The sequence below is a fragment of the Solirubrobacter soli DSM 22325 genome (assembly GCF_000423665.1).
GTDB lineage: Bacteria > Actinomycetota > Thermoleophilia > Solirubrobacterales > Solirubrobacteraceae > Solirubrobacter > Solirubrobacter soli.
Genome location: NZ_AUIK01000010.1, coordinates 438,182 through 455,893, shown reverse-complemented (window position 1 = coordinate 455,893; position 17,712 = coordinate 438,182). Strand labels below are relative to the sequence as shown.

The 17,712-nt window shown below is 71.1% G+C and carries 20 protein-coding genes and 1 pseudogene; 5 read left to right on the top strand and 16 right to left on the bottom strand.

What is annotated here, in order from left to right:
- From G569_RS63775 to G569_RS0111995, 3 genes and pseudogenes are all read left to right on the top strand, one after another.
- Positions 1 to 443, top strand: a pseudogene (locus G569_RS63775) (hypothetical protein); the annotation flags it as partial.
- Between the two features lie 2 nt (positions 444 to 445).
- Positions 446 to 1,711 (top strand): hypothetical protein, encoded by a 1,266-nt coding sequence (locus tag G569_RS64550; protein WP_028063592.1) that lies wholly within the window; start codon positions 446 to 448, stop codon positions 1,709 to 1,711.
- Positions 1,712 to 1,788: 77 nt separating this feature from the next.
- Entirely contained in the window at positions 1,789 to 2,763 is a 975-nt protein-coding gene (locus G569_RS0111995) for a VOC family protein (protein WP_028063591.1), read from the top strand.
- Here the strand turns inward: G569_RS0111995 and G569_RS0111990 are convergent, their stop codons facing one another.
- Positions 2,764 to 3,300 (bottom strand): CAP domain-containing protein, encoded by a 537-nt coding sequence (locus tag G569_RS0111990; protein WP_084284749.1) that lies wholly within the window; start codon positions 3,298 to 3,300, stop codon positions 2,764 to 2,766.
- Between the two features lie 228 nt (positions 3,301 to 3,528).
- Here G569_RS0111990 and G569_RS0111985 point away from each other — a divergent pair, with 228 nt between their 5' ends.
- Complete coding sequence (locus G569_RS0111985; RefSeq protein ID WP_028063589.1) at positions 3,529 to 3,870, top strand: hypothetical protein; 342 nt, start codon at positions 3,529 to 3,531, stop codon at positions 3,868 to 3,870.
- A gap of 65 nt (positions 3,871 to 3,935) precedes the next feature.
- On the opposite strand, the gene G569_RS47670 is transcribed toward G569_RS0111985, so the two are convergent.
- Both G569_RS47670 and G569_RS62475 read right to left on the bottom strand, forming a co-directional pair.
- Entirely contained in the window at positions 3,936 to 4,589 is a 654-nt protein-coding gene (locus G569_RS47670) for a response regulator transcription factor (RefSeq protein ID WP_053226225.1), read from the bottom strand.
- A gap of 60 nt (positions 4,590 to 4,649) precedes the next feature.
- Positions 4,650 to 5,495, bottom strand: coding sequence for a hypothetical protein (locus tag G569_RS62475; protein WP_028063588.1), 846 nt, complete (start codon positions 5,493 to 5,495; stop codon positions 4,650 to 4,652).
- A gap of 52 nt (positions 5,496 to 5,547) precedes the next feature.
- Between G569_RS62475 and G569_RS62470 the strand changes: the two genes are divergently transcribed.
- Positions 5,548 to 5,937 (top strand): response regulator transcription factor, encoded by a 390-nt coding sequence (locus G569_RS62470; RefSeq protein ID WP_037496188.1) that lies wholly within the window; start codon positions 5,548 to 5,550, stop codon positions 5,935 to 5,937.
- Here the strand turns inward: G569_RS62470 and G569_RS0111965 are convergent.
- The 13 genes from G569_RS0111965 to G569_RS0111905 all read right to left on the bottom strand — a co-directional run bounded on the left by G569_RS0111965 (position 5,915) and on the right by G569_RS0111905 (position 17,648).
- A complete protein-coding gene (locus G569_RS0111965) occupies positions 5,915 to 8,107 on the bottom strand; it encodes a PAS domain-containing sensor histidine kinase (RefSeq protein ID WP_037495908.1) in 2,193 nt (730 codons plus the stop codon). The two genes, G569_RS62470 and G569_RS0111965, sit on opposite strands and share 23 nt — an antisense overlap.
- Positions 8,108 to 8,127: 20 nt before the next feature.
- Complete coding sequence (locus G569_RS47660; protein WP_169542124.1) at positions 8,128 to 8,472, bottom strand: response regulator; 345 nt, start codon at positions 8,470 to 8,472, stop codon at positions 8,128 to 8,130.
- A gap of 148 nt (positions 8,473 to 8,620) precedes the next feature.
- Complete coding sequence (locus G569_RS0111955) at positions 8,621 to 8,914, bottom strand: putative quinol monooxygenase (protein ID WP_028063586.1); 294 nt, start codon at positions 8,912 to 8,914, stop codon at positions 8,621 to 8,623.
- Complete coding sequence (locus tag G569_RS0111950; protein WP_064750322.1) at positions 8,893 to 10,053, bottom strand: XdhC family protein; 1,161 nt, start codon at positions 10,051 to 10,053, stop codon at positions 8,893 to 8,895. Before G569_RS0111950 ends, G569_RS0111955 begins: the two co-directional genes overlap by 22 nt.
- On the bottom strand, positions 10,050 to 10,940 hold the full coding sequence (locus G569_RS0111945; RefSeq protein ID WP_028063584.1) for an amidohydrolase family protein: 891 nt from the start codon (positions 10,938 to 10,940) through the stop codon (positions 10,050 to 10,052). Before G569_RS0111945 ends, G569_RS0111950 begins: the two co-directional genes overlap by 4 nt.
- The gene (locus G569_RS47655; RefSeq protein ID WP_053226222.1) at positions 10,937 to 11,977 is read right to left on the bottom strand and encodes a vWA domain-containing protein; all 1,041 of its coding nucleotides are present in this window, start codon (positions 11,975 to 11,977) and stop codon (positions 10,937 to 10,939) included. The genes G569_RS0111945 and G569_RS47655 overlap by 4 nt, the downstream gene beginning before the upstream one ends.
- Positions 11,974 to 12,816 carry an AAA family ATPase gene (locus G569_RS47650; protein ID WP_053226221.1) on the bottom strand — a complete coding sequence of 281 codons (843 nt, stop codon included), beginning with the start codon at positions 12,814 to 12,816 and terminating at the stop codon, positions 11,974 to 11,976. The genes G569_RS47655 and G569_RS47650 overlap by 4 nt, the downstream gene beginning before the upstream one ends.
- Entirely contained in the window at positions 12,806 to 13,810 is a 1,005-nt protein-coding gene (locus G569_RS65925) for a xanthine dehydrogenase family protein molybdopterin-binding subunit (protein WP_028063583.1), read from the bottom strand. The genes G569_RS47650 and G569_RS65925 overlap by 11 nt, the downstream gene beginning before the upstream one ends.
- The gene (locus G569_RS65920; protein WP_028063582.1) at positions 13,811 to 15,148 is read right to left on the bottom strand and encodes a xanthine dehydrogenase family protein molybdopterin-binding subunit; all 1,338 of its coding nucleotides are present in this window, start codon (positions 15,146 to 15,148) and stop codon (positions 13,811 to 13,813) included. It lies immediately after the preceding gene.
- A complete protein-coding gene (locus G569_RS0111920) occupies positions 15,145 to 15,618 on the bottom strand; it encodes a (2Fe-2S)-binding protein (RefSeq protein ID WP_028063581.1) in 474 nt (157 codons plus the stop codon). Before G569_RS0111920 ends, G569_RS65920 begins: the two co-directional genes overlap by 4 nt.
- Positions 15,608 to 16,318, bottom strand: coding sequence for an FAD binding domain-containing protein (locus tag G569_RS47645; protein WP_053226220.1), 711 nt, complete (start codon positions 16,316 to 16,318; stop codon positions 15,608 to 15,610). The genes G569_RS0111920 and G569_RS47645 overlap by 11 nt, the downstream gene beginning before the upstream one ends.
- Positions 16,315 to 16,953 carry a fumarylacetoacetate hydrolase family protein gene (locus G569_RS0111910; protein WP_028063580.1) on the bottom strand — a complete coding sequence of 213 codons (639 nt, stop codon included), beginning with the start codon at positions 16,951 to 16,953 and terminating at the stop codon, positions 16,315 to 16,317. The genes G569_RS47645 and G569_RS0111910 overlap by 4 nt, the downstream gene beginning before the upstream one ends.
- Entirely contained in the window at positions 16,950 to 17,648 is a 699-nt protein-coding gene (locus tag G569_RS0111905) for a FadR/GntR family transcriptional regulator (protein ID WP_064750321.1), read from the bottom strand. The genes G569_RS0111910 and G569_RS0111905 overlap by 4 nt, the downstream gene beginning before the upstream one ends.
- Positions 17,649 to 17,712 lie beyond the last annotated feature (64 nt).

Below are 17,712 nucleotides of genomic sequence, written 5' to 3'. Positions count from 1 at the left end.
GCGCGGGCGGCGGCCCGGCGGGCGCGGGCGGCGGCCCGGCGGGCGCGGGCGGCGGCCCGGCGGGCGCGGGCGGCGGCCCGGCGGGCGCGGGCGGCACCGCGGGCGGAAGCGGCGGCCCGGCGGGCGCGGGCGGCGACGGCGCGGGCGTCGCCGGCAGCCCCCGCGGCGCCGTCAGCACGCCAGCCGCGCGCGTCACCGCGCCGGCGCCCCCGTTCACGCTGCGCTTCCGCTACGCCAAGGGCCGGCTGACCTCCCTCAAGGCCGTCGGCCTGCCGAAGGGCACGAAGGCGACGGTCACCGTCACCTGCCCGCGCAAGCGCGGCTGCCCGAAGTCGCCGACGACGATCACCCGCCTCGTCGGCAAGCGCCTTTCCCCCGGCACCCGCATCTCCGTGACCGCGGGCGCCACCACTCGGACCATCACCCTCCCCAGGAGCCGCTAGCCATGCGCATGCTCGCCATCCTCGCCGGCACCCTCGTGCTCGGCGCCGCCACCGCCGACGCCGCACTGGCCGACGCCACGATCAAGGCGAACCTGACCGTCCAGGGCGCCGGAGGCGTGTCGGCGCCGACCGGCGCCGAGGGCGTCGTCATCAAGTGCGCGCAGGCCGATCCGGTCAGCGGCTCGACGGCCCTGAAGTGCACGAACAACCCGTGGACGATCACTTCCAACCTGCCCGCGACGATGAACATCACCGCCGCCGCCGCGACCGGCTGGTCGTTCGCCGGCTGGACGGGGTGCCCGTCATCCGTCGGCGCGAAGTGCACGATCTCCGCGCTCAGCGGCACGACGACGTCGAACGTGACGGCGCGCTTCGAGGACACGACGAAGCCGGTCGCCGTGCCGAACCTCGCCGTCGTGGGGACGGGGATGGACGTCCCGAGCCACGCGGTCAACTGGGACGCGAGCGAGGGCGGCCTGACGTGGCAGTGCGCCGTCGACGCCGGGACGATGCAGAACTGCCGCCCCGGCATGGGGCTGAGCCTGCCCGAGGGTGACCACAAGGTGACCGTGGGCGCGATCGACCCCAGCGGCAACAAGAGCCCGCTGAGCTCCGTCAAGTTCACGGTCGTCGACACCAAGCTCCTGTCCGGCCCGGCCGAGGGCGCCACGGTCGCGTCCGTGTCGCTCTCCGCCACGTCGGGTGTCGCGACCGAGTTCGAGTGCTCGTGGGATCGCGGCCAGTTCGCGACCTGCGGCCGCGGGGCCACGCCCAGCCTGACGATCCCGGCGCTCGGCGACGGCAGCCACAACGTCCGGGTCCGCGGCAAGGTGGGCGCGTGGGTGGACCCGACGCCGGTCTCGCGCACGTTCACGCTCAACACCAGGCCGGCCCCGGCGCCGACCCCGATCCCGACGCCGACCCCGATCCCGACGCCCACGCCGGCCCCGAGCGCGACGCCGGACACCGCCGCGCCCGCCGCCATGACCGCGGCGCCCACCGCGATCGCGCCGATCACCGCCGTCCCGGCGACGATGCCCGCCCGGCCGCTGCGCGTGTCCTACACCTACCGCAAGGGCTTCCTCACCCGCCTCGTGGTCGACAACATCCCGGCCGACACGAAGCTCGTGATCACGGTCAAGTGCCCGAAGCGGCACGGCTGCCCGAAGAGCCCGACGAGCGTGCGCAAGCTGGTCGGCAAGCGCCTGGCCAAAGGCACCCGTATCACGTTCGCCGCGGGCCCGCTGAAGCGCACGATCAAGCTCTAATGAGCTGACACGACGGCTCCTCCTCGGGCGCGATAATTAGATTTCGACTCAAATTGCGATCGAGGAGGAGCAGTCGCATGCCGAACCCGGGAACGATCGAAGGCACCCACCACCTGACCTTCTGCGTCGGCGGCGCACAGGAGGACTACGACTTCCACGTCCGCACCCTCGGCCTGAAGAGCGTCAAGAAGACGGTGCTCTTCGACGGCGAGATCCCGATCTACCACCTGTACTACGCCAACCGGGTGGGCGACGCGAGCACGATCCTCACGAGCTTCCCCTACCGCCAAGCGGGCTGGATGGGCAAGCGCGGGACCAACCAGGCGAAGTCGATCAACGTCGCCGCCCCGCAGGAGTCGATCGGCTACTGGCGCGACCGCCTGTCGGCCGCCGGGATCGCCACGAACGAGGTCGAGCGCTTCGGCACCCAGCGGCTCGAGTTCGCCCACCCCTGCGGCATCCCGTACCAGCTGGTCTTCGAGACCCGCGACGACACCCGCGAGCCCTACGCCGGCGGCGACGTCCCCGCCGAGCACGCGATCCGCGGCGCCTGGGGCACGACGACCTCGGTCCGCGAGCCCGAGCCGATGGACGACTTCCTGCGCAACGCGTTCAACGCCGAGCACCTCGCCTCCGACGGCGCGCACCACCAGTACCGGCTGACCGGCTCGGGCCACGGCCGGACGCTCGAGCTCGTCGAGGAGCCGGACCTCCCGCAGGGCACGTGGCGCTTCGGCGAGGGCACCATCCACCACCACGCCTTCGATGTGGGCTCATCGGACAATCAGCTCGCCGTCAAGGACTACATCGTCGGCCTCGGCTACACCGACGTCTCCGACGTCAAGGACCGCGGCTACTTCTTCAGCGTCTACCTGCGCACCCCCGGCGGGGCGCTGTTCGAGCTCGCCTACTCGACCGAGGCGGGCTTCACGATCGACGAGTCCGTGGACGAGCTCGGCACCCACATGTGCATCCCGCCGCACTGGGAGGACCGCCGTTCCGAGATCGACCAACTGGAGCCGATCGACACGATCGAGACCGTGAAGTCGTAGTCAGCAGCGGGTCCCGAAGTGCTGGACCCAGAGCTCGACGCGGCCGGCGTCGGCGAGCGTGACCACCTTGCTCGCCACGCCGGTGTCGCGGAAGCGCGCGTCGAGCAGGTTGGCCCGATGACCGGGTGAGTCCAGCCACGCCTGGACCACCTGGCGCGGCGTCGTCCCGACGTCCGCCCACGCCAGGTTCTCACCCACCGAGAAGCACCCCCGCGCGTAGCCGGTGCGGCTCATCTGGGACGTCATCTTGTGGCCGCACGGCGTGTGCGTGAACGTCCCGCACTGCTCGATCGAGTCGACCTTCAGCGCCGCCGAGCGCCGCAAGGCGTCGGCACCCCGCAGCGCCGTGCGGTGGGCGCGGCGACGCGCCTGGGCGGTGAGACACAGAACCGCGGCCGTCCGGGCTCTCGCGCCTCCTCCTGTCGCGTCGGCTCCCGGGCAGGACTCGGCTCTCGCCGGGGCCGCGGTGAAGAGCGAGCAGGCGAGCAGAGCGGCGACCAGCGTGAGACCGGCCACCGGGCGTACGGCAACAGACATGAACCAACCCGAGGCAGAAAGACGGATGAACCAGACGGCCGGGGACCACGCAGCCGCCGTGAGCGGAGTCTGCCAAGCCCGTGCTGCCGGTCTCAAAGCCGCACCTCCCCATATGGGGGAACCCGTCCCGGCCCACCCCCGCGCGGGGGAGGGCGCGTTCGCACGGCGTTCGCGGGGCGCTTATACCTCTCCTTGCCCCGTCCCTCGGTCCCGGTTGGAGGTTCGCGAATGCCCCGCGAGAACCTGCGCTTCCTGTTCTTCTGCGCCGCGCTGCTGCGTGCGGTCGACGCCTCACCCGCCGACATCTCGCTCGACGCCGAGCTCGAGGACATGCTCGGTGCTCTGGCCCGAGGCGAGGACACCCGCGAGTTCGCGCTCTCCGGCAAGGGCTTCGAGGTCCACGGGCCGCTGGCGAACGACATCTTCGTCGAGGCGATCGACGAGGTCTCGGACTCCGTGCACGCCTGGACCGAGGCGGGCGAGCGTTACGACGCCGCGGTACGCGAGGTCGTCGCCGACAGCTACCGCCGCCACCGCGCGGCGACGATGCTGCAGCCCGCGTTCGGCTAGGAGCATCCGCGAAGCGATTCTCCAAGCGACCGAAGCAGCGGGCGAAGCCCGCTCGCGAGGATCGCCTAGGACGCGGCCGCCGGCTCTGAGTCGTACTCGAAGAGCGAGTTGATCAGGCCGATCGCGACGGCCTGAGCGCTCGTCCGCGCGCCGAGCTTGCGGCGGACCTCGGAGAGATGCGACTTCACGGTCTCCTCGCCGACGCCCATCTGCTCGGCGATCTGCTTGCGCTCCAGCCCCTGGGCCAGCAGGCGCAGCGCCGCCAGCTGCTTGGGGGAGAGGTCCTCGAAGTCGCGATGGTCGGCTCGCGCCGCGAACGCGGGCGATGCGTAGGTGCGGCCGCGTGACGCGAGCAGCACCGCCTTGAGCAGGTCGGCGGCCGAGTCGCCCTTGGAGACGACGCCCTGGGCACCCGCGGCGAACGCGCGCTCGGCGAGCCCGAGCTCGTCGACGCCGGTGTAGAACACGACCTCGACGCCCTCGTGCTCGGTCCGCAGCCGGCGGCAGAGCTCGAAGCCGTCGATCGTCGACCCGTCGAGCGCGACGTCGAGCACGACCACCCGCGGGTGGCGGTCGCGCACGCGGGCCAGCGCCTCCTCGGCGTCGTGGGCGAAGGCCACCACGTCGATCTCGGGGCGGTTGTGGAACAGCGTGCGGAGGCCCAGGACCACCATGTGGTGGTCATCGACCAAGACGACAGGTACGGCGAGCGCGGACATCAAACGGAGGCCTCCCCCGGAAATGCTAGTCGAGCCGACCTGACCGCTCAGCGGTTCCGATCATCCAGATGGCGGTGCAGCGGGCAGGGTCAAACGGATCCCGAACGGCTCGGTCACGACCGCCGAACCGCCTGCCGCAGCAACGATTTGGCCCACATGCACGAGCTCTCCAGCGGTCCGTTCGGTCCAGCCGACTTCAATCCCGTCAACGCCCGTTGTCAGCAGCCAACCACCCGGGTCAGGTCCGAGTACGAACATTTCGAGCCTCGGGTCGCGGGCGAGCATCCGGGCGCAGGCCGCCCAGCCCGGGCCGGGAATGAGCGTCAGAGGAGCCTCGCCGGGCGGCCCGACGATCGTCGCGCCGCGGCCGGCACCCTCGAGCTCGGCCCGCAGGGTCTCCTGGACCGGCTCGGCGTCGAGCCGCGCCCCCGGCGTGAGCACGCCCATCACCTCGCGCACCCCGCTCAGCCGTCGCAGCGACTCGCGGGCGCTGCGCTCGAGCTCCCCCGGAAGCACTGCGAGGTCCTCGGGCTCGAACAGGCCCTTGATCGCCCCGTCGGCGACGGCCTGCAAGGTCGTGACATCGGTCCGCAGGCGGTGCGTGAGCCGCTCCAGCAGGTCCGCCGCGAGCGGCCCCACGGCCCGTGCGGCGGCCTGCAGGCGCAGGGCGGTCTCGCGCTCGACCGCGTGCTGCAGGCGTTCCTGCACGGCCTCGGGGTCCGGCGGGGTCTCGTGCGCGAGCAGCCAGCCGGTCGCCGTGCCGCAGCGCGCCTGCGCCACCCACGGCGCCCGCGGCGGCACCGGCTCCACGTGGCGCGGCGCCACCGGACCGCCGGCGACCCGCACCGCGGCGCGGCCGGCGAGGTCGAACCGCAGCTCCATCGCGGACGTTGCGAGCTCCCGCATCGGCCGATCATCTAGCACGCGACCGCCTGAGCAAGAGATACTCGCCGCAAGCATGTCCACCGAGCTCTCCACCGCCCGCGTGCTGCTGGCCGACGATCACGAGCTCGTGCGCCGTCTGCTGCGGCGCGCGATCGGCCAGCATCCCGGCCTCGAGATCGTCGGCGAGGCCGCCGACGGGTCCGAAGCCGTGGTGCTGGCGCGCCAACTCACGCCGGACGTCGTCGTGCTCGACCTGTCGATGCCGCACATGGACGGCTTCGAGGTCGCGGGCCTGCTGCGCCAGGACCTGCCGGGCTGCGCGATCCTCGTCTTCTCGGACCTGGAGGCCGAGCACGAGGCGCTCGCCGCCGGCGCGGACCGCTACCTGGAGAAGGGCGCCGGCTTCGAGGCCGCTGCCCAAGCCGCCGCGGACCTCGCCGTCACAGGGGGACGAGGACGGTGAACTCCGACCCCTGGCCGCGGCCGGGGGAGCGGGCGAGGATCGTGCCGCCGAGGCGCTCGAGCATGCGCCTCGCGGTCGCCAGCCCCATGCCCGTGCCCGGCACGTCGGTGGCGCCGCGCTCGAACAGCCCGAAGATCCGGTTGAGCTCCTCGTCGGAGAGCCCGAGGCCGTTGTCGGCGACGCGCACCTCGATGATCGCCTCGCCCTTCTCGGCGCAGATCACGATCCGCGGCGTGACGCCGTCGCGGCGGTACTTGATCGCGTTGGAGATGACGTTCTGCAGCACCGCGGAGAGCTCCGTGCGCGGCACCTCGACGTCCGGGATCGGCTCCTGGACCTCGATCTCGGCGCCGCACTCGACCGCGGCGGCGCGGAGCGCGTCGATCGCGTCCTTGATCGCGACCGCGAGCGCGACCTGCTCACCCGGCGTCTCGCGCCCGAGCGCGACCTGCGCGACCTCCATCAGCCCGCGCACCTGACCGCTGAGCCGGCTGGCGGCGGCGTCGATGTGCGCCATCAGCTCGCGCTCCTCGGCGTCCAGGCGCTCCTTGGCGGCCTCGATCACCGCGCCGGCGCTGAGCCGGATCGAGTTCAGCGGCTCCTGCAGGTCGTGGCTGGCGGCGTAGGCGAAGCGCTCGAGGTCCGCGTTGGAGCGCTCGAGCGCCTCGGCGCGCTCGTGCAACTCCTCCTCGGCCTGGACCAGGTCGGTGATGTCGCGGATCATCGCCAGCGTGCCGTGCCAGCTGCCGTCCAGAAGCGTCAGCGGCGCGAGCGAGATCTGCGCGGGGAAGCGGGTCCCGTCGCGGCGCACCCGGTAGGAACGGCCGGTGCGGGTCTGCCCGGTCTCGACCTTGGAGACGATGTCCGCGACCCGCTCGCGCTCGTCGGCGGGCACGACGAGGTCGACGTAGCTGCGGCCGATCGCCTCGCTCGCCGTGTAGCCGAACATCTGCTCGGCGCCCGGGTTCCAGGTCGCGACCCGGCCCTCGCGGTCGCGGGCGACGATCGCGTCCGGCGCAGCCTGGACGAGCGCCGCGAGCTGCATGCGGTCGTTCTCCGCACGCCGGATCTCGGTCACGTCGGCGGCGATGACGCCGATCGCCTCCGGTGTCCCGTCAGGGCCCGGCAGGGGGAACTTGGTCGTGACGAAGCTCAGCTGTCCCCCGTCGCGCGCGGCCCACGTGTTCTCGAACGTGAGCGGCAGGTTCTGGCGGAGCACGCGTTGGTCCTGCTCCTCCAGCTTGTCGGCGAACGCGTCGCCCCAGATCTCGCGGTCCGTCTTGCCGACGAACTCCTCGTCCGGGCGGCGGACGATCTCGCGGCCGCGCGAGCTGAAGAGGACGTAGCGGCCGTCTGCGTCCTTGACGGCGATCACGTTGGGCGCGTGCTGGAAGAAGCGCTCGAGCACGCGCTGGGCACGCCGGCGCGCGGAGATGTCGAGCACGATCAGCGCCGTGCCCTGCATCTTGCCGTCCGGGCCCATGATCGGGCTGGCGTTGAGCTCGGCCTCGATGTGGGTGCCGTCCTTGCGCCGCGCGAGTCCTTCGCGGCGGACTGTCTCGCCCGCGAGCAGCGTCTCACGGACCTCTGGGATCAGATGGCGCTCCGGGTCGGAGACGAGGATCGTGACCGGCTGGCCGATGACCTCGTCCGCGCGCCAGCCGTAAAGCCGTTCGGCCGACGGGCTGAAGAAGAGGATCGCGCCCTTGCGATCGACGCCGACGATCGCCTCCTCGGCCGCGTCGACGATCGCGCGCAGCGTCGCGATGTCCCCCTCGGCCTCCAGCCGCCGGGTCACATCCCGGACCACCCCCACGTGGCCCTGCACGTCGCCGTCCGGCCCGCGCAGGGGCGAGATGACGACCTCGGCCGAGAAGGACGTCCCGTCGCCGCGCAGCATCCGCGTGGGGATCGTGGCGCCGGCGAGCTCGCCCGCGAGGACCTTGGCGACGGACGCACGGGCGGCGCCGCGCGCGCCCGGCTCGATCATCGTGTCGACGCAGTTGCGCCCCAGGACCGCGCGTTCCTCGACGCCGAGCAGCGTCTCGGCCGCCTGGTTGACGAGCTGGAGCCGGTTCTCGGAGTCGGACGCGACGACCGCGTCAGGCAGGCTCGCGAAGGCAGCGGCCAGCCATCCGCGCTCGTCCCCGGGAGTCTGACCGTCCGTCACCGCTCGACGCAGCATAGGTGTCATGCACCGGTTAACCGCTCCAGAGCGGCCAACACCTCGAGGAAGCCGCTCTTGGCGGCCACGGCGTCCACGAGCGGACGCACGGCGTCCACCTCGGGCGTGTCGTCGGCGGCGGAGTGCAGGATCAGCTTCGCGTCCGGGCCGGCGTCCCGGAAGGCGCGCACCAGCTCGTACCCGCTCATGTCCGGCAGGTTGAGGTCGAGCAGCACCGCGTCCTGGTCGCCCAGCATTGCCAGGCCTTCCGCGGCGGTCTTCGCGCTCTGCGCGACCTCGTAGCGCCCGTCAGAACGCAGGAAGACCTTCAGCGCCAGTGCGACCGCTGGATGATCGTCGACGACGAGCACGCGCTTGGGCATTGCATGACGCAAATTACCCGTCCGGCCGGGCGCCCGCGACTCTGCGGGCGCGGCGACCGACTCGGCCAGAGGCCTCGCGGTCGCTTGGAGGCCTCGCCCAAAGGCTCGGCCTCCAGCCCGACGAACGTTCGTTCGGTCAGTTCACCATCGGCGCGTAGAACTCGCGCTTGCGCTCCAGCAGTCGTGGAATCGCGTCACCGAAACCCCACTGCTTGAAGTGGTCGGTCTCCGTGTGCGCGGTGTAGGCGGCCTCGTCGACGTACTGCTCGTAGATGAAGAACTTGGTGGGATCCTCAGGGTCTCGGTTGGGGATGTACACGAGCACCCCCTCCTCGGCCCGTGACGGCTCCACCAATGCCTCCAGGGCGGACGCGACGGCGTCCTCCTCGCCCGGCTTGGCGATCCACGTCACGGCGACGGTATAGGCCATGCTTCCTCACTTGGTTGTTCTTGGGTGTCAGCGTGGCGGATCGGCCCTTCGGCCTCCCGCAACGGTTGTCCGTGGCGCCCGGCGCGGTGGGCGATGATCTCCGCCAGCACCGCGACCGCGGTCTCCTCCACGGTGGACGCGCCGATGTCCAGCCCGCACGGCGCGAAGATGCGATCGATCTCGGCGTCGGTCACGCCCACGTCGCGCAGCCGCCGGTTGCGGTCCGCGGTCGTGTTGCGGCTGCCGAGCGCGCCGATGTAGCCGGCGCCGGTCTTCAGCGCGGCCTGGACGGCCGGGACGTCGAGCTTGGGGTCGTGGGTGAAGATCAGGACGGCGTCTCTTGACCCGAGCTCGACCCCCTCGAGGACCTTGTCCGGCCAGCCCACCTCGGTCGTCGCGTCGGCCGAGAAGCGCCGGCTCGCGAGGAACGCGCTGCGCGGGTCGGCGATCGTGACCTTGTAGCCGAGGCCCTTGGCGAGCGGGGCGAGCGCGCTGGAGAAGTCGATCGCGCCGAAGACGACCATCCGCGGCGGCTCCGCCTGGATCGACGCGTAGACGCGCTGGCCCGCGCCGAGCGAGGCGCCGTCGAGGCCGAAGTCGCGCATGCTCGAGCGGCCTTCGGCGAGCAGCCCGCGCGCCTCGCGCCCGGCGTTCTTGTCGAGCAGCTCGCCGCCGTGCAGCGAGCCGGTCGTGCCGTCGGCGTCGACGTAGAGCTTCGCGCCCGCCTGCTCGCCGTCGATCAACGTCACGAGCGCCGCCGGCCGGTGCTCGATCGTCGCTTCGAGGTCCTTCAGGACCGCCTCGCGGTGCTCGGGCTTGATCTCGTGGATGAAGATGTGGACGATCCCGCCGCACATCAGCCCGACGGTGCCGGCGAGCTCGTCGCTGATGCCGTAGGTGACGAGCTGGGGCGGCCCGTCGGCGTCGAGCATCTCCATCGCCGCGGCGGCCACCGCGCCCTCGACGCACCCGCCCGTGATCGAGCCTTCGATGCCGCCCTGGTCGTCGATGTACATCGAGGCGCCGACGTCGAGCGGGGACGACCCGTCGACCTGGACCAGCAACCCCGCGGCCACTTTTCGACCGTCGCGCAACCAGCCGGCGACGGCGGATGCGGTGTGCTGAACGGGTCGTGTCATCCCTGGACCTCCTCAAGCCTGTATATGCGACGTGCGGTCCGGCCGAGAACGTCTGCGCGCACCTGGTCCGGGTACTCGGCGAGGACACCGAGCCACGCATCAATGAGGCTAGAGAAGTCGGTCCACAGGCTTTCGATCGGGAAGTTGGAGCCGAACATCGCGCGGCCGGAACCGAACGTGTCGAGGACGACCTTGGTCACGTCCGCGATCAGCTCGGGATCCACCTTGTGCACGAACGTGCCCTGGCCGGAGAGCTTGACGTTGACGTTGGGGTGGTGGGCGAGCTGGGTCAGCGCGTCGCGCCACGGCTCGCCCGCGATCGGCATCCCGGCGTGGATCAGCACGAAGGCCAGGTCGGGATGCGCCGCGACCAGCTCCAACGCGGACGCGAGCTGGTTCGGAAAGACCTGCAGCTCGAACAGCAGACCGAGTCCGGGAAGCTTTGCGAGGTTTTCGTTGAACGTACGGTCCGACGCCCGGTCGGGGCCACTGGCGAAGCGATACGCGTCGACGCTGTCGTGCCAGTGCAGCTGTAGACGGACGCCGCGCAGCAGCGGCGAGGCGTCCAGCTCGGCCTGGACAGTGTCGATCGCGTCGGGCGCGAAGAGGTCCGCCGAGCCCACGATCGCGTGCGGCCAGCCGGTCCGCTCGTGCTGGGCGTGGACCCACTCGACCTCTTTGACGGAGTCCTCGAGGCGCCAGTTGGCCTGGACGTAGACGGACTGGCTGAAGTCCTTGGCCTCGGCGTCGGCCTTGTATTCGTCGATCGTGTAGGCCTTGCCCTGCAGCGGCTCGTACGGGCCGAAGATGCGCGGGATCATCGGCCCGTCGAGCCAGGGGAGACCCGTCGCCGGCCAGATGTGGTGATGGGCGTCGACGAAGTTCATAGCCGTTGGACCTGTTTCAGGAGAGAGGGGAGATCGCGCGCGCCGGCGAGGCCGTCGAGGTCGTCGACGATCGCCGCCATGCCGCGGGTGACCGGCTTGTAGGTGGGGTCCAGGCCGAGCGGCGTCCACCAGAGCAGCCGGTGGCTGAGCTTCGACAGGCGACGGACCGCGTGCGCCATCAGTGCGGGGTCGCCGCGCTCAAGGCCGTCCGAGAGGACGATCGTGAGCGCGCCGCGCGCCCGGTCGGCGTAGCGCGGCGTGTCGAGGAACTCCTGCAGGGCGGGGCCGATGCGGGTGCCGCCGTCGGCGTCCTCGACCACCTCGGTCACGTTCGCCAGCGCCGTGTCGACGTCGCGCTCGCGCAGCGCCTTGGTGATGCGGGTCAGGCGCGTGCCGAACGTGAACGTCTCGCCCTGCGCCGCCCACGCGAAGCGCAGGTAGTCCGGCACCTGTGGGCGCAGCGAGCCCGACACGTCGATCAGCACCAGCAGCGGGCGCGTGCGGTGCGGGCGGTCGCGGCGGGCGAGGTGGGTGATCTCGCCGGTGCGGGTCGCGGCGCGCAGCGTGCGGCGCAGGTCGATGTAGGGGCCGCGGCGGGCGGGGCGGCGCCGGCGCGAGCGGATGCGGGGGAGATGCTCGCGCAACGCCTGGCGCAGCTCGCCGAGGTCCTCGGCGGTCTGCTCGAAGTCGCGGCGGTTGCGCAGCTCGTGCACGCTCGCGTCCTTGCCGGTGCCCTCGGCGATCAGCTGCGGCTGGACCTCACCCACCTGGCTCGTATCCGGCGGCGCCTCGGACTCGCCGTCCTCGGGCGGCTCGACCGTCGGCAGCGCGCCTCGGAACCACGTCGCGAACACCGCGTCGAACGCGGGGATGTCCTCCAGCCGTGAGACCAGCGTCACCCGCGCCAGCCAGTACAGCCGCGTGATGTCCTGCGGCGTGCTGTCGCGCAGCGCCGTCAGGAAGTCGATCCGCTTCTCCGGGATCGGCCCCCACTCCGCCAGGAAGCCCTCGACGGGCCCGAACCCGTGGGCATTCACAGCCCGAGGGCCTCCGCATGCGCGAGCACTTCCTGGGTGTCCTCCTGCTCCTTGAGCAGCAGGCCGAGCGAGCGGCGCAGCGCGACCGGCCACGCCGAGCCCTCGTCGGACAGGACCTTGGCCGCCTGGCCCCACTCGATCGTCTCGGCGATCCCCGGCGGCTTGATCAGCCGCAGCGCGCGCACGCCGGTGACCGCCGCGACCAGCGCCTGCGCTGCGTCCTCGGCCAGGCCAGGCACCTTCGCGTCGATGATCGCCCGCTCTCGCGCAGCGTCCGGGAACGCGATCCAGTGGTAGAGGCAGCGGCGCTTGAGGGCGTCGTGCAGCTCGCGCGTGCGGTTGGAGGTCATGACGACGATCGGCCGCTCGGCCGCGGCGACCGTCCCCAGCTCCGGGATCGTGATCTGGAAGTCGCTCAGGAACTCGAGCAGGAACGCCTCGAACTCGGCGTCGGCGCGGTCGATCTCGTCGATCAGCAGCACGCACGGCACCCGCAGCGCGCGCAACAACGGACGCTCCATCAGGAAGCGCTCGTCGTAGAGGTCCCCCACCGGAACGCCCTCGGCCTCGCACGAGCGGATCGCCAGCAGCTGCTTCGGGTGATCCCACTCGTAAAGCGCCTGCGCGGCGTCCAACCCCTCGTAGCACTGCAGGCGGATGAGCTCGCGGTCGCGCGTGCGCGCCAGCACCTTGGCCAGCTCGGTCTTGCCCACGCCCGGCTCGCCCTCGAGGATCAGCGGCCGCCCGAGGGTGAGCGCGAGGTGCACGGCGGTGAGCAGCCCCTCGTCGGCGAGGTACCGCTCACCCGCGAACTCGTGTGCGAGGCGTTCAAGCGCCACGCAGCTCGTCCAACCCGCGCAGGACCCGCTCCGGCGTGAAAGGCATCTCCGTCAGTCGTACCCCGCAGGCGTCGAAGATCGCGTTCGCGATCGCCGGGATCGGCGCGTTGGCCGTCATCTCGCCGATGCCCTTGGCCCCGAACGGGCCGCTGGCGGCCGGGAACTCGATGATCTCGGACTCCATCACCGCGTTGTCCGCGGGCCCGGGCATCAGGTACTCCTCGAAGTCCGCCGGGCCGTGATCGCGGTTCGGGTAGTACGGCTCGGTCGTCTCGAACAGCGCATGCGAGATGCCCATCCACGCCCCGCCTTCGATCTGCTGCTTGGCCATCGCGGGGTTGATCGCGCGGCCGACCTCGTAGATGTTGTGCAGCGCGACGACCTCGACCACGCCGGTCTCGTCGTCGACGGTCACGTCGGCCACCGTGCAGGCGTGCGCCTGGCAGGAGTCCGGGTCCATCTTGCCGGTCTCGGGCTCCGGGTAGGAGCGCTCCTTGAGGAAGATGCCGCGGCCGGCGATCGTGCGGCCGAGCTCGAAGTGCGCGGCGAGCGCCAGATCGGTGACGTGGATCTTCTTCTCGTCGGAGCCCTTGAGCTTGATGAAGCCCGTGCCGTCGGTCTCAAGGTCCTCGGCGTCGACCTCGAGCTTCTCGGCGGCGGCGTCGAGCATCGCCTCGCGCGCCTCGGTGGCGGCCATGATCACCGCGTTGCCGACGCGATGCGTGCCGCGCGAGGCGAACGTGCCCATGCAGTGCGGGCCCGTGTCGGTGTCGGCGGTGTCGACGATGATGTTCTCGTACGGCAGCCCGAGCGTCTCGGCCGCGACCTGCGCGGCGACGGTCTTCAGGCCCTGGCCGAGATCCACGCTGGACAGCGACACGACGAAGTTGCCGGTCGTGGTCGAGTGCACGAGCGCCTGCGTCGGGTCACCGCCCAGGTTCATGCCCGTCGGGTAGTTGACGGCCGCGTACCCGCGGCCCTTCAGGATCGCCATCTACCGCGCCTCCTGTGACGACATCGCCAGGTACTCCTCGCCCAGCGGGTGCTCGACGAGCTCCGCCGCCTTCTGGATGACCTCGATCAGCGCCGTGCCCTCGGCGACCTTGCGATGGGCCTTCATGTCGCCGTCGCGGTAGGCGTTCTTGAGCCGCAGCTCGAGCGGGTCGAGGTTCAGCGCCCGCGCGATCCGGTCCATCTGGTTCTCCAGCGCGAAGTCGCCGATCGTCACGCCGAAGCCGCGCATCGCGCTCGACGGCGTGCGGTTGGTGTACACGCACCAGGAGTCGACCCACACGTTCGGGATCGTGTACGGCCCGGGCATGTGCGCCGCGCACTTGGTCGTGGCGTACGGGCTGTGGCGCGAGTAGGCGCCGGCGTCGGCATAGATCGTCACCTGCCGCGCGACGATCCGGCCGTCGTTCATCACGCCGTCCTTGATGTAGATCCGCTCGGCCGCGCGCGGCGAGGAGACCTGCATCTCCTCGTAGCGGTCGTAGACGAACTTGACCGGCTTGCCGGTCGCCATCGCCGCCACGCACGCGATCGGCTCGACGATCACGTCGACCTTGCCGCCGAAGCCGCCGCCGACGGTCCCGCCGACGACCTGCAGCTTCCCGAACGGCGCGCCGAGGATCAGCGCCGTGTTGTCCAGCGTGAAGAAGCACGCCTGGGTGTCGGAATAGATCTTCAGCCGCCCGCTCGCCTGCGGCTCGACGATGCAGCCCGTGGTCTCGGTCGGCGCCTGCTCGATCGGACGCGACTGGTAGTCCCACTCGAAGATGTGATCGGCCTCGGCGAAGCCGGCCTCCACGTCCCCGAAGCGCACCCGCCGGCACTTGTAGCCCTCGTAGATGAAGTGGTTGTGCCCGTGTGGCTTGATCACCGGCGTCTCGGGCTTGATCGCCTCCTCGACGTCGAGCACGTAGGGGAGGTCCTCGTAGACGACCTTGACCGCGGCGGCGCCTTCGCGCGCGGCGCGCTCACTCGTCGCCACCACGGCGACGATCGGCTCGCCCTTGTACATGACCTTGCCCTCGGCGAGCACCGGCTCGTCCGGGTAGCCGACGTTGATCAGCGTCAGGACCGTGTACCAGTTGTTCGGCACGTCGGCGTGCGTGAGCACCTTCACGACGCCCTTGACCTGCTCGGCGGCGCTCGTGTCGACGCTGACGATGCTCGCGTGATGGCGCTCCGAGCGGTGCATTCGCAGGTGCAGCATCCCGGTCGGGTTGATGTCCTCGAAGAACTGCGTGCGGCCGGTGACATGGCCGAGCGCGTCGGAGCGCTGGACGGCCTTGCCGATGACGTTGAAGCCGTTGGTGGTGGCGCTCATGCGTTGATCCGATCGGCGGCGTCGAGGATCGCGCGGATGATCGACTCGTAGCCGGTGCAGCGACAGACGTTGCCGCTGATCGCCCGCACGACATCCTCGCGCGTCGGGTGCTTGTTCTCCGCGAGCAGCGCTTCCGCGGCCATGATCATCCCCGGCGTGCAGAACCCGCACTGGGTGGCGAAGCCGTCCAGGAAGGCCTGCTGGATGGGGGAGAGGCCCTCGGCGGGCGTCGTCCCCTCGAGCGTCGTCACCGTCGAGCCGTTGATCGTCTCGACCGGGACCAGGCAGGACATCACGGCCTCGCCGTCGAGCAGGCAGGTGCACGTGCCGCACGTGCCGACGCCGCAGCCACGCTTGGCGGCGGTCAGCCCGAGCGTGTCGCGCAGCGCGCCGAGCAGCGTCGTGCCCGGCTTGGCGATGAACTCCTGCTCTTCGCCGTTGATCTGGAGTTCGATGACGCTAGATGGCATTGGTCAGAGCTCGGCGGACGTGGACAGGGAGGACGCGGCGGCGGTACCAGGCGCTCGCGTACGCGTCGTCGAACGGGTCGGCGGCCTCGACGGACAGCTCGGCGGCCTTCTCGATGTCACCTTGCGCGAGCGCCTCCTCGGCGGCGGTCGCACGGACCGGCCGCGGCGCGACCCCGCCCAGCGCGATCCGGACGCCGTCGGACGCGACGGTGACGATCGAGGCCGAGTTCTGACGCCGGCGCATCGCCTTCGTGTAGTACCAGCGCTCCGGGATCTCGAACGAGATCGCGGTCACCAGGCCGGTGGCGTCCAGGACGCCGACGTCGCGCGCGCCGTCGGCGTCGATGATCGACACGCGGGCATCGAGCGCGAGCAGGCACACGGCGAGGTCGCCGTGCGGCTGGCGCGCGAACAGGTTGCCGCCGATCGTGGCCAGGTTGCGGATCGTCGGCGACGCGATCGACTCGATCGCGTCGTGCAGGAACTCGACCTCGCGCCCGATGCGGGCCAACGTGGTCGCCGCGCCGATGCGCACAGTCCTGTCTTGGACGGTGATCCCGGCCAGGCCCACACGGCGCAGGCTGACCAGCGACGTCGTCGGCCCGACATGCGGGATCACGGACGTCCCGCCGGCGCAGAGCACGCCGGCGCCGAGCAGGCCGACGGCCTCGTCGACCGATTCCGGAACGTGGACTTTCATACCTCGACCACCGGGTTGCGCAGCACCCCGACCCCCTCCACTTCGCATTCGACCACGTCGCCGCCGGAGAGCGACCGTTTCGGATCCATGAACTCGCCGCAGCCCCACGGCGTGCCCGTGAGGATCACGTCGCCGGCCTCGAGCGTGAAGCTGTGCGAGCAGAAGCTGATGAGCTCGGCGACCCCGAAGATCATCTCCGAGGTGTTCGAGTCCTGGACGAGCTCGCCATTGACCTTCGTCGTGAGCTTGAGGTTCTGCGGGTCGTCGACCAGGACGAGCTCGGAGCCGAGCGGGCAGAACGTGTCGAGTGACTTCGCCCGCACCCACTGACCGTCGGCGAACTGCAGATCACGGGCGGACACGTCGTTGGCGACCGTGTAACCGCGGACGTAGCCCAGGGCGTCCTGCTCGCTCACGTTGCGCGCGGTGCGGTCGATCACGACGGCCAGCTCGACCTCCCAGTCGACGCGCTCGGTGAGCGCGCGCGGGATCTCGATGTTCTCGCCGTCGCCGATCACCGCCGTGGTGAACTTGCAGAACACGAGCGGCTTGGCCGGAGGCTCGGCGCCGGACTCGCGCACGTGGTCCATGTAGTTGAGCCCGATCGCGACGATCTTGCCCGGCTTCTCGATCATTTCGTCCCGCCCTTTTCGACGTTCTCCAGATGGCGCAGCATCGCCGCGAAGGCCTCGTCGCCGTTGTGCGCCGCGATCGCGGTCGCGATGTCCACGTGGTCGTGCGCGCTCTGCTCGCGCACCGGGGCCAGCCGCCCCGTGCGGCGGCGGCTCGCGATGCCCATGCCCGCGATCGACTCCAGAAGGCGCTCGAGCACCGCGTTGCAGGCGGCCTGGGCGATCTTCGCGTGCAGCTCGATGTCGGCCCACATGAACGCCTCGGGGTCGTCCAGCACGTCGTGCGTCGCCACCGCGAGCCGCACCAGCTCGCCGGCGTTGACGTGCGAGATCCGCTCGGCGGCGAGCTTCGCCAGCCCCGGCTCGACCAGCTTGCGCGCCTCGAAGAGCTCCTCCAGCCCGGAGTCGCTCAGCGCCAGGACCAGGCCGACGGAACGCATCAGCGAGCCCGGCTGCAGGTTCGTCAGGTAGGTCCCGTCGCCCTGGCGCATCTCGGCCACGCCGAGCATCGCCAGCGCGCGCAGCGCCTCGCGCAGGGAGGAACGGCTGACCCCCATCGTCGCGGCCAGCTCGCGCTCCGGCGGCAGCCGGTCGCCCGCCTTGAGCTGGCGCTCGGTGATCAGCTCGATCAGCCGCGCGGCGATCTGGTCGGGCAACGCGTCACGCGTGACGGTTCCATAAGCAATTGGCCGGACCATTGGACCACCGCACCGTATCACGTTGGCATTCCGCCTAGACGAACGTGTAGGTTGAGTGGAGGAT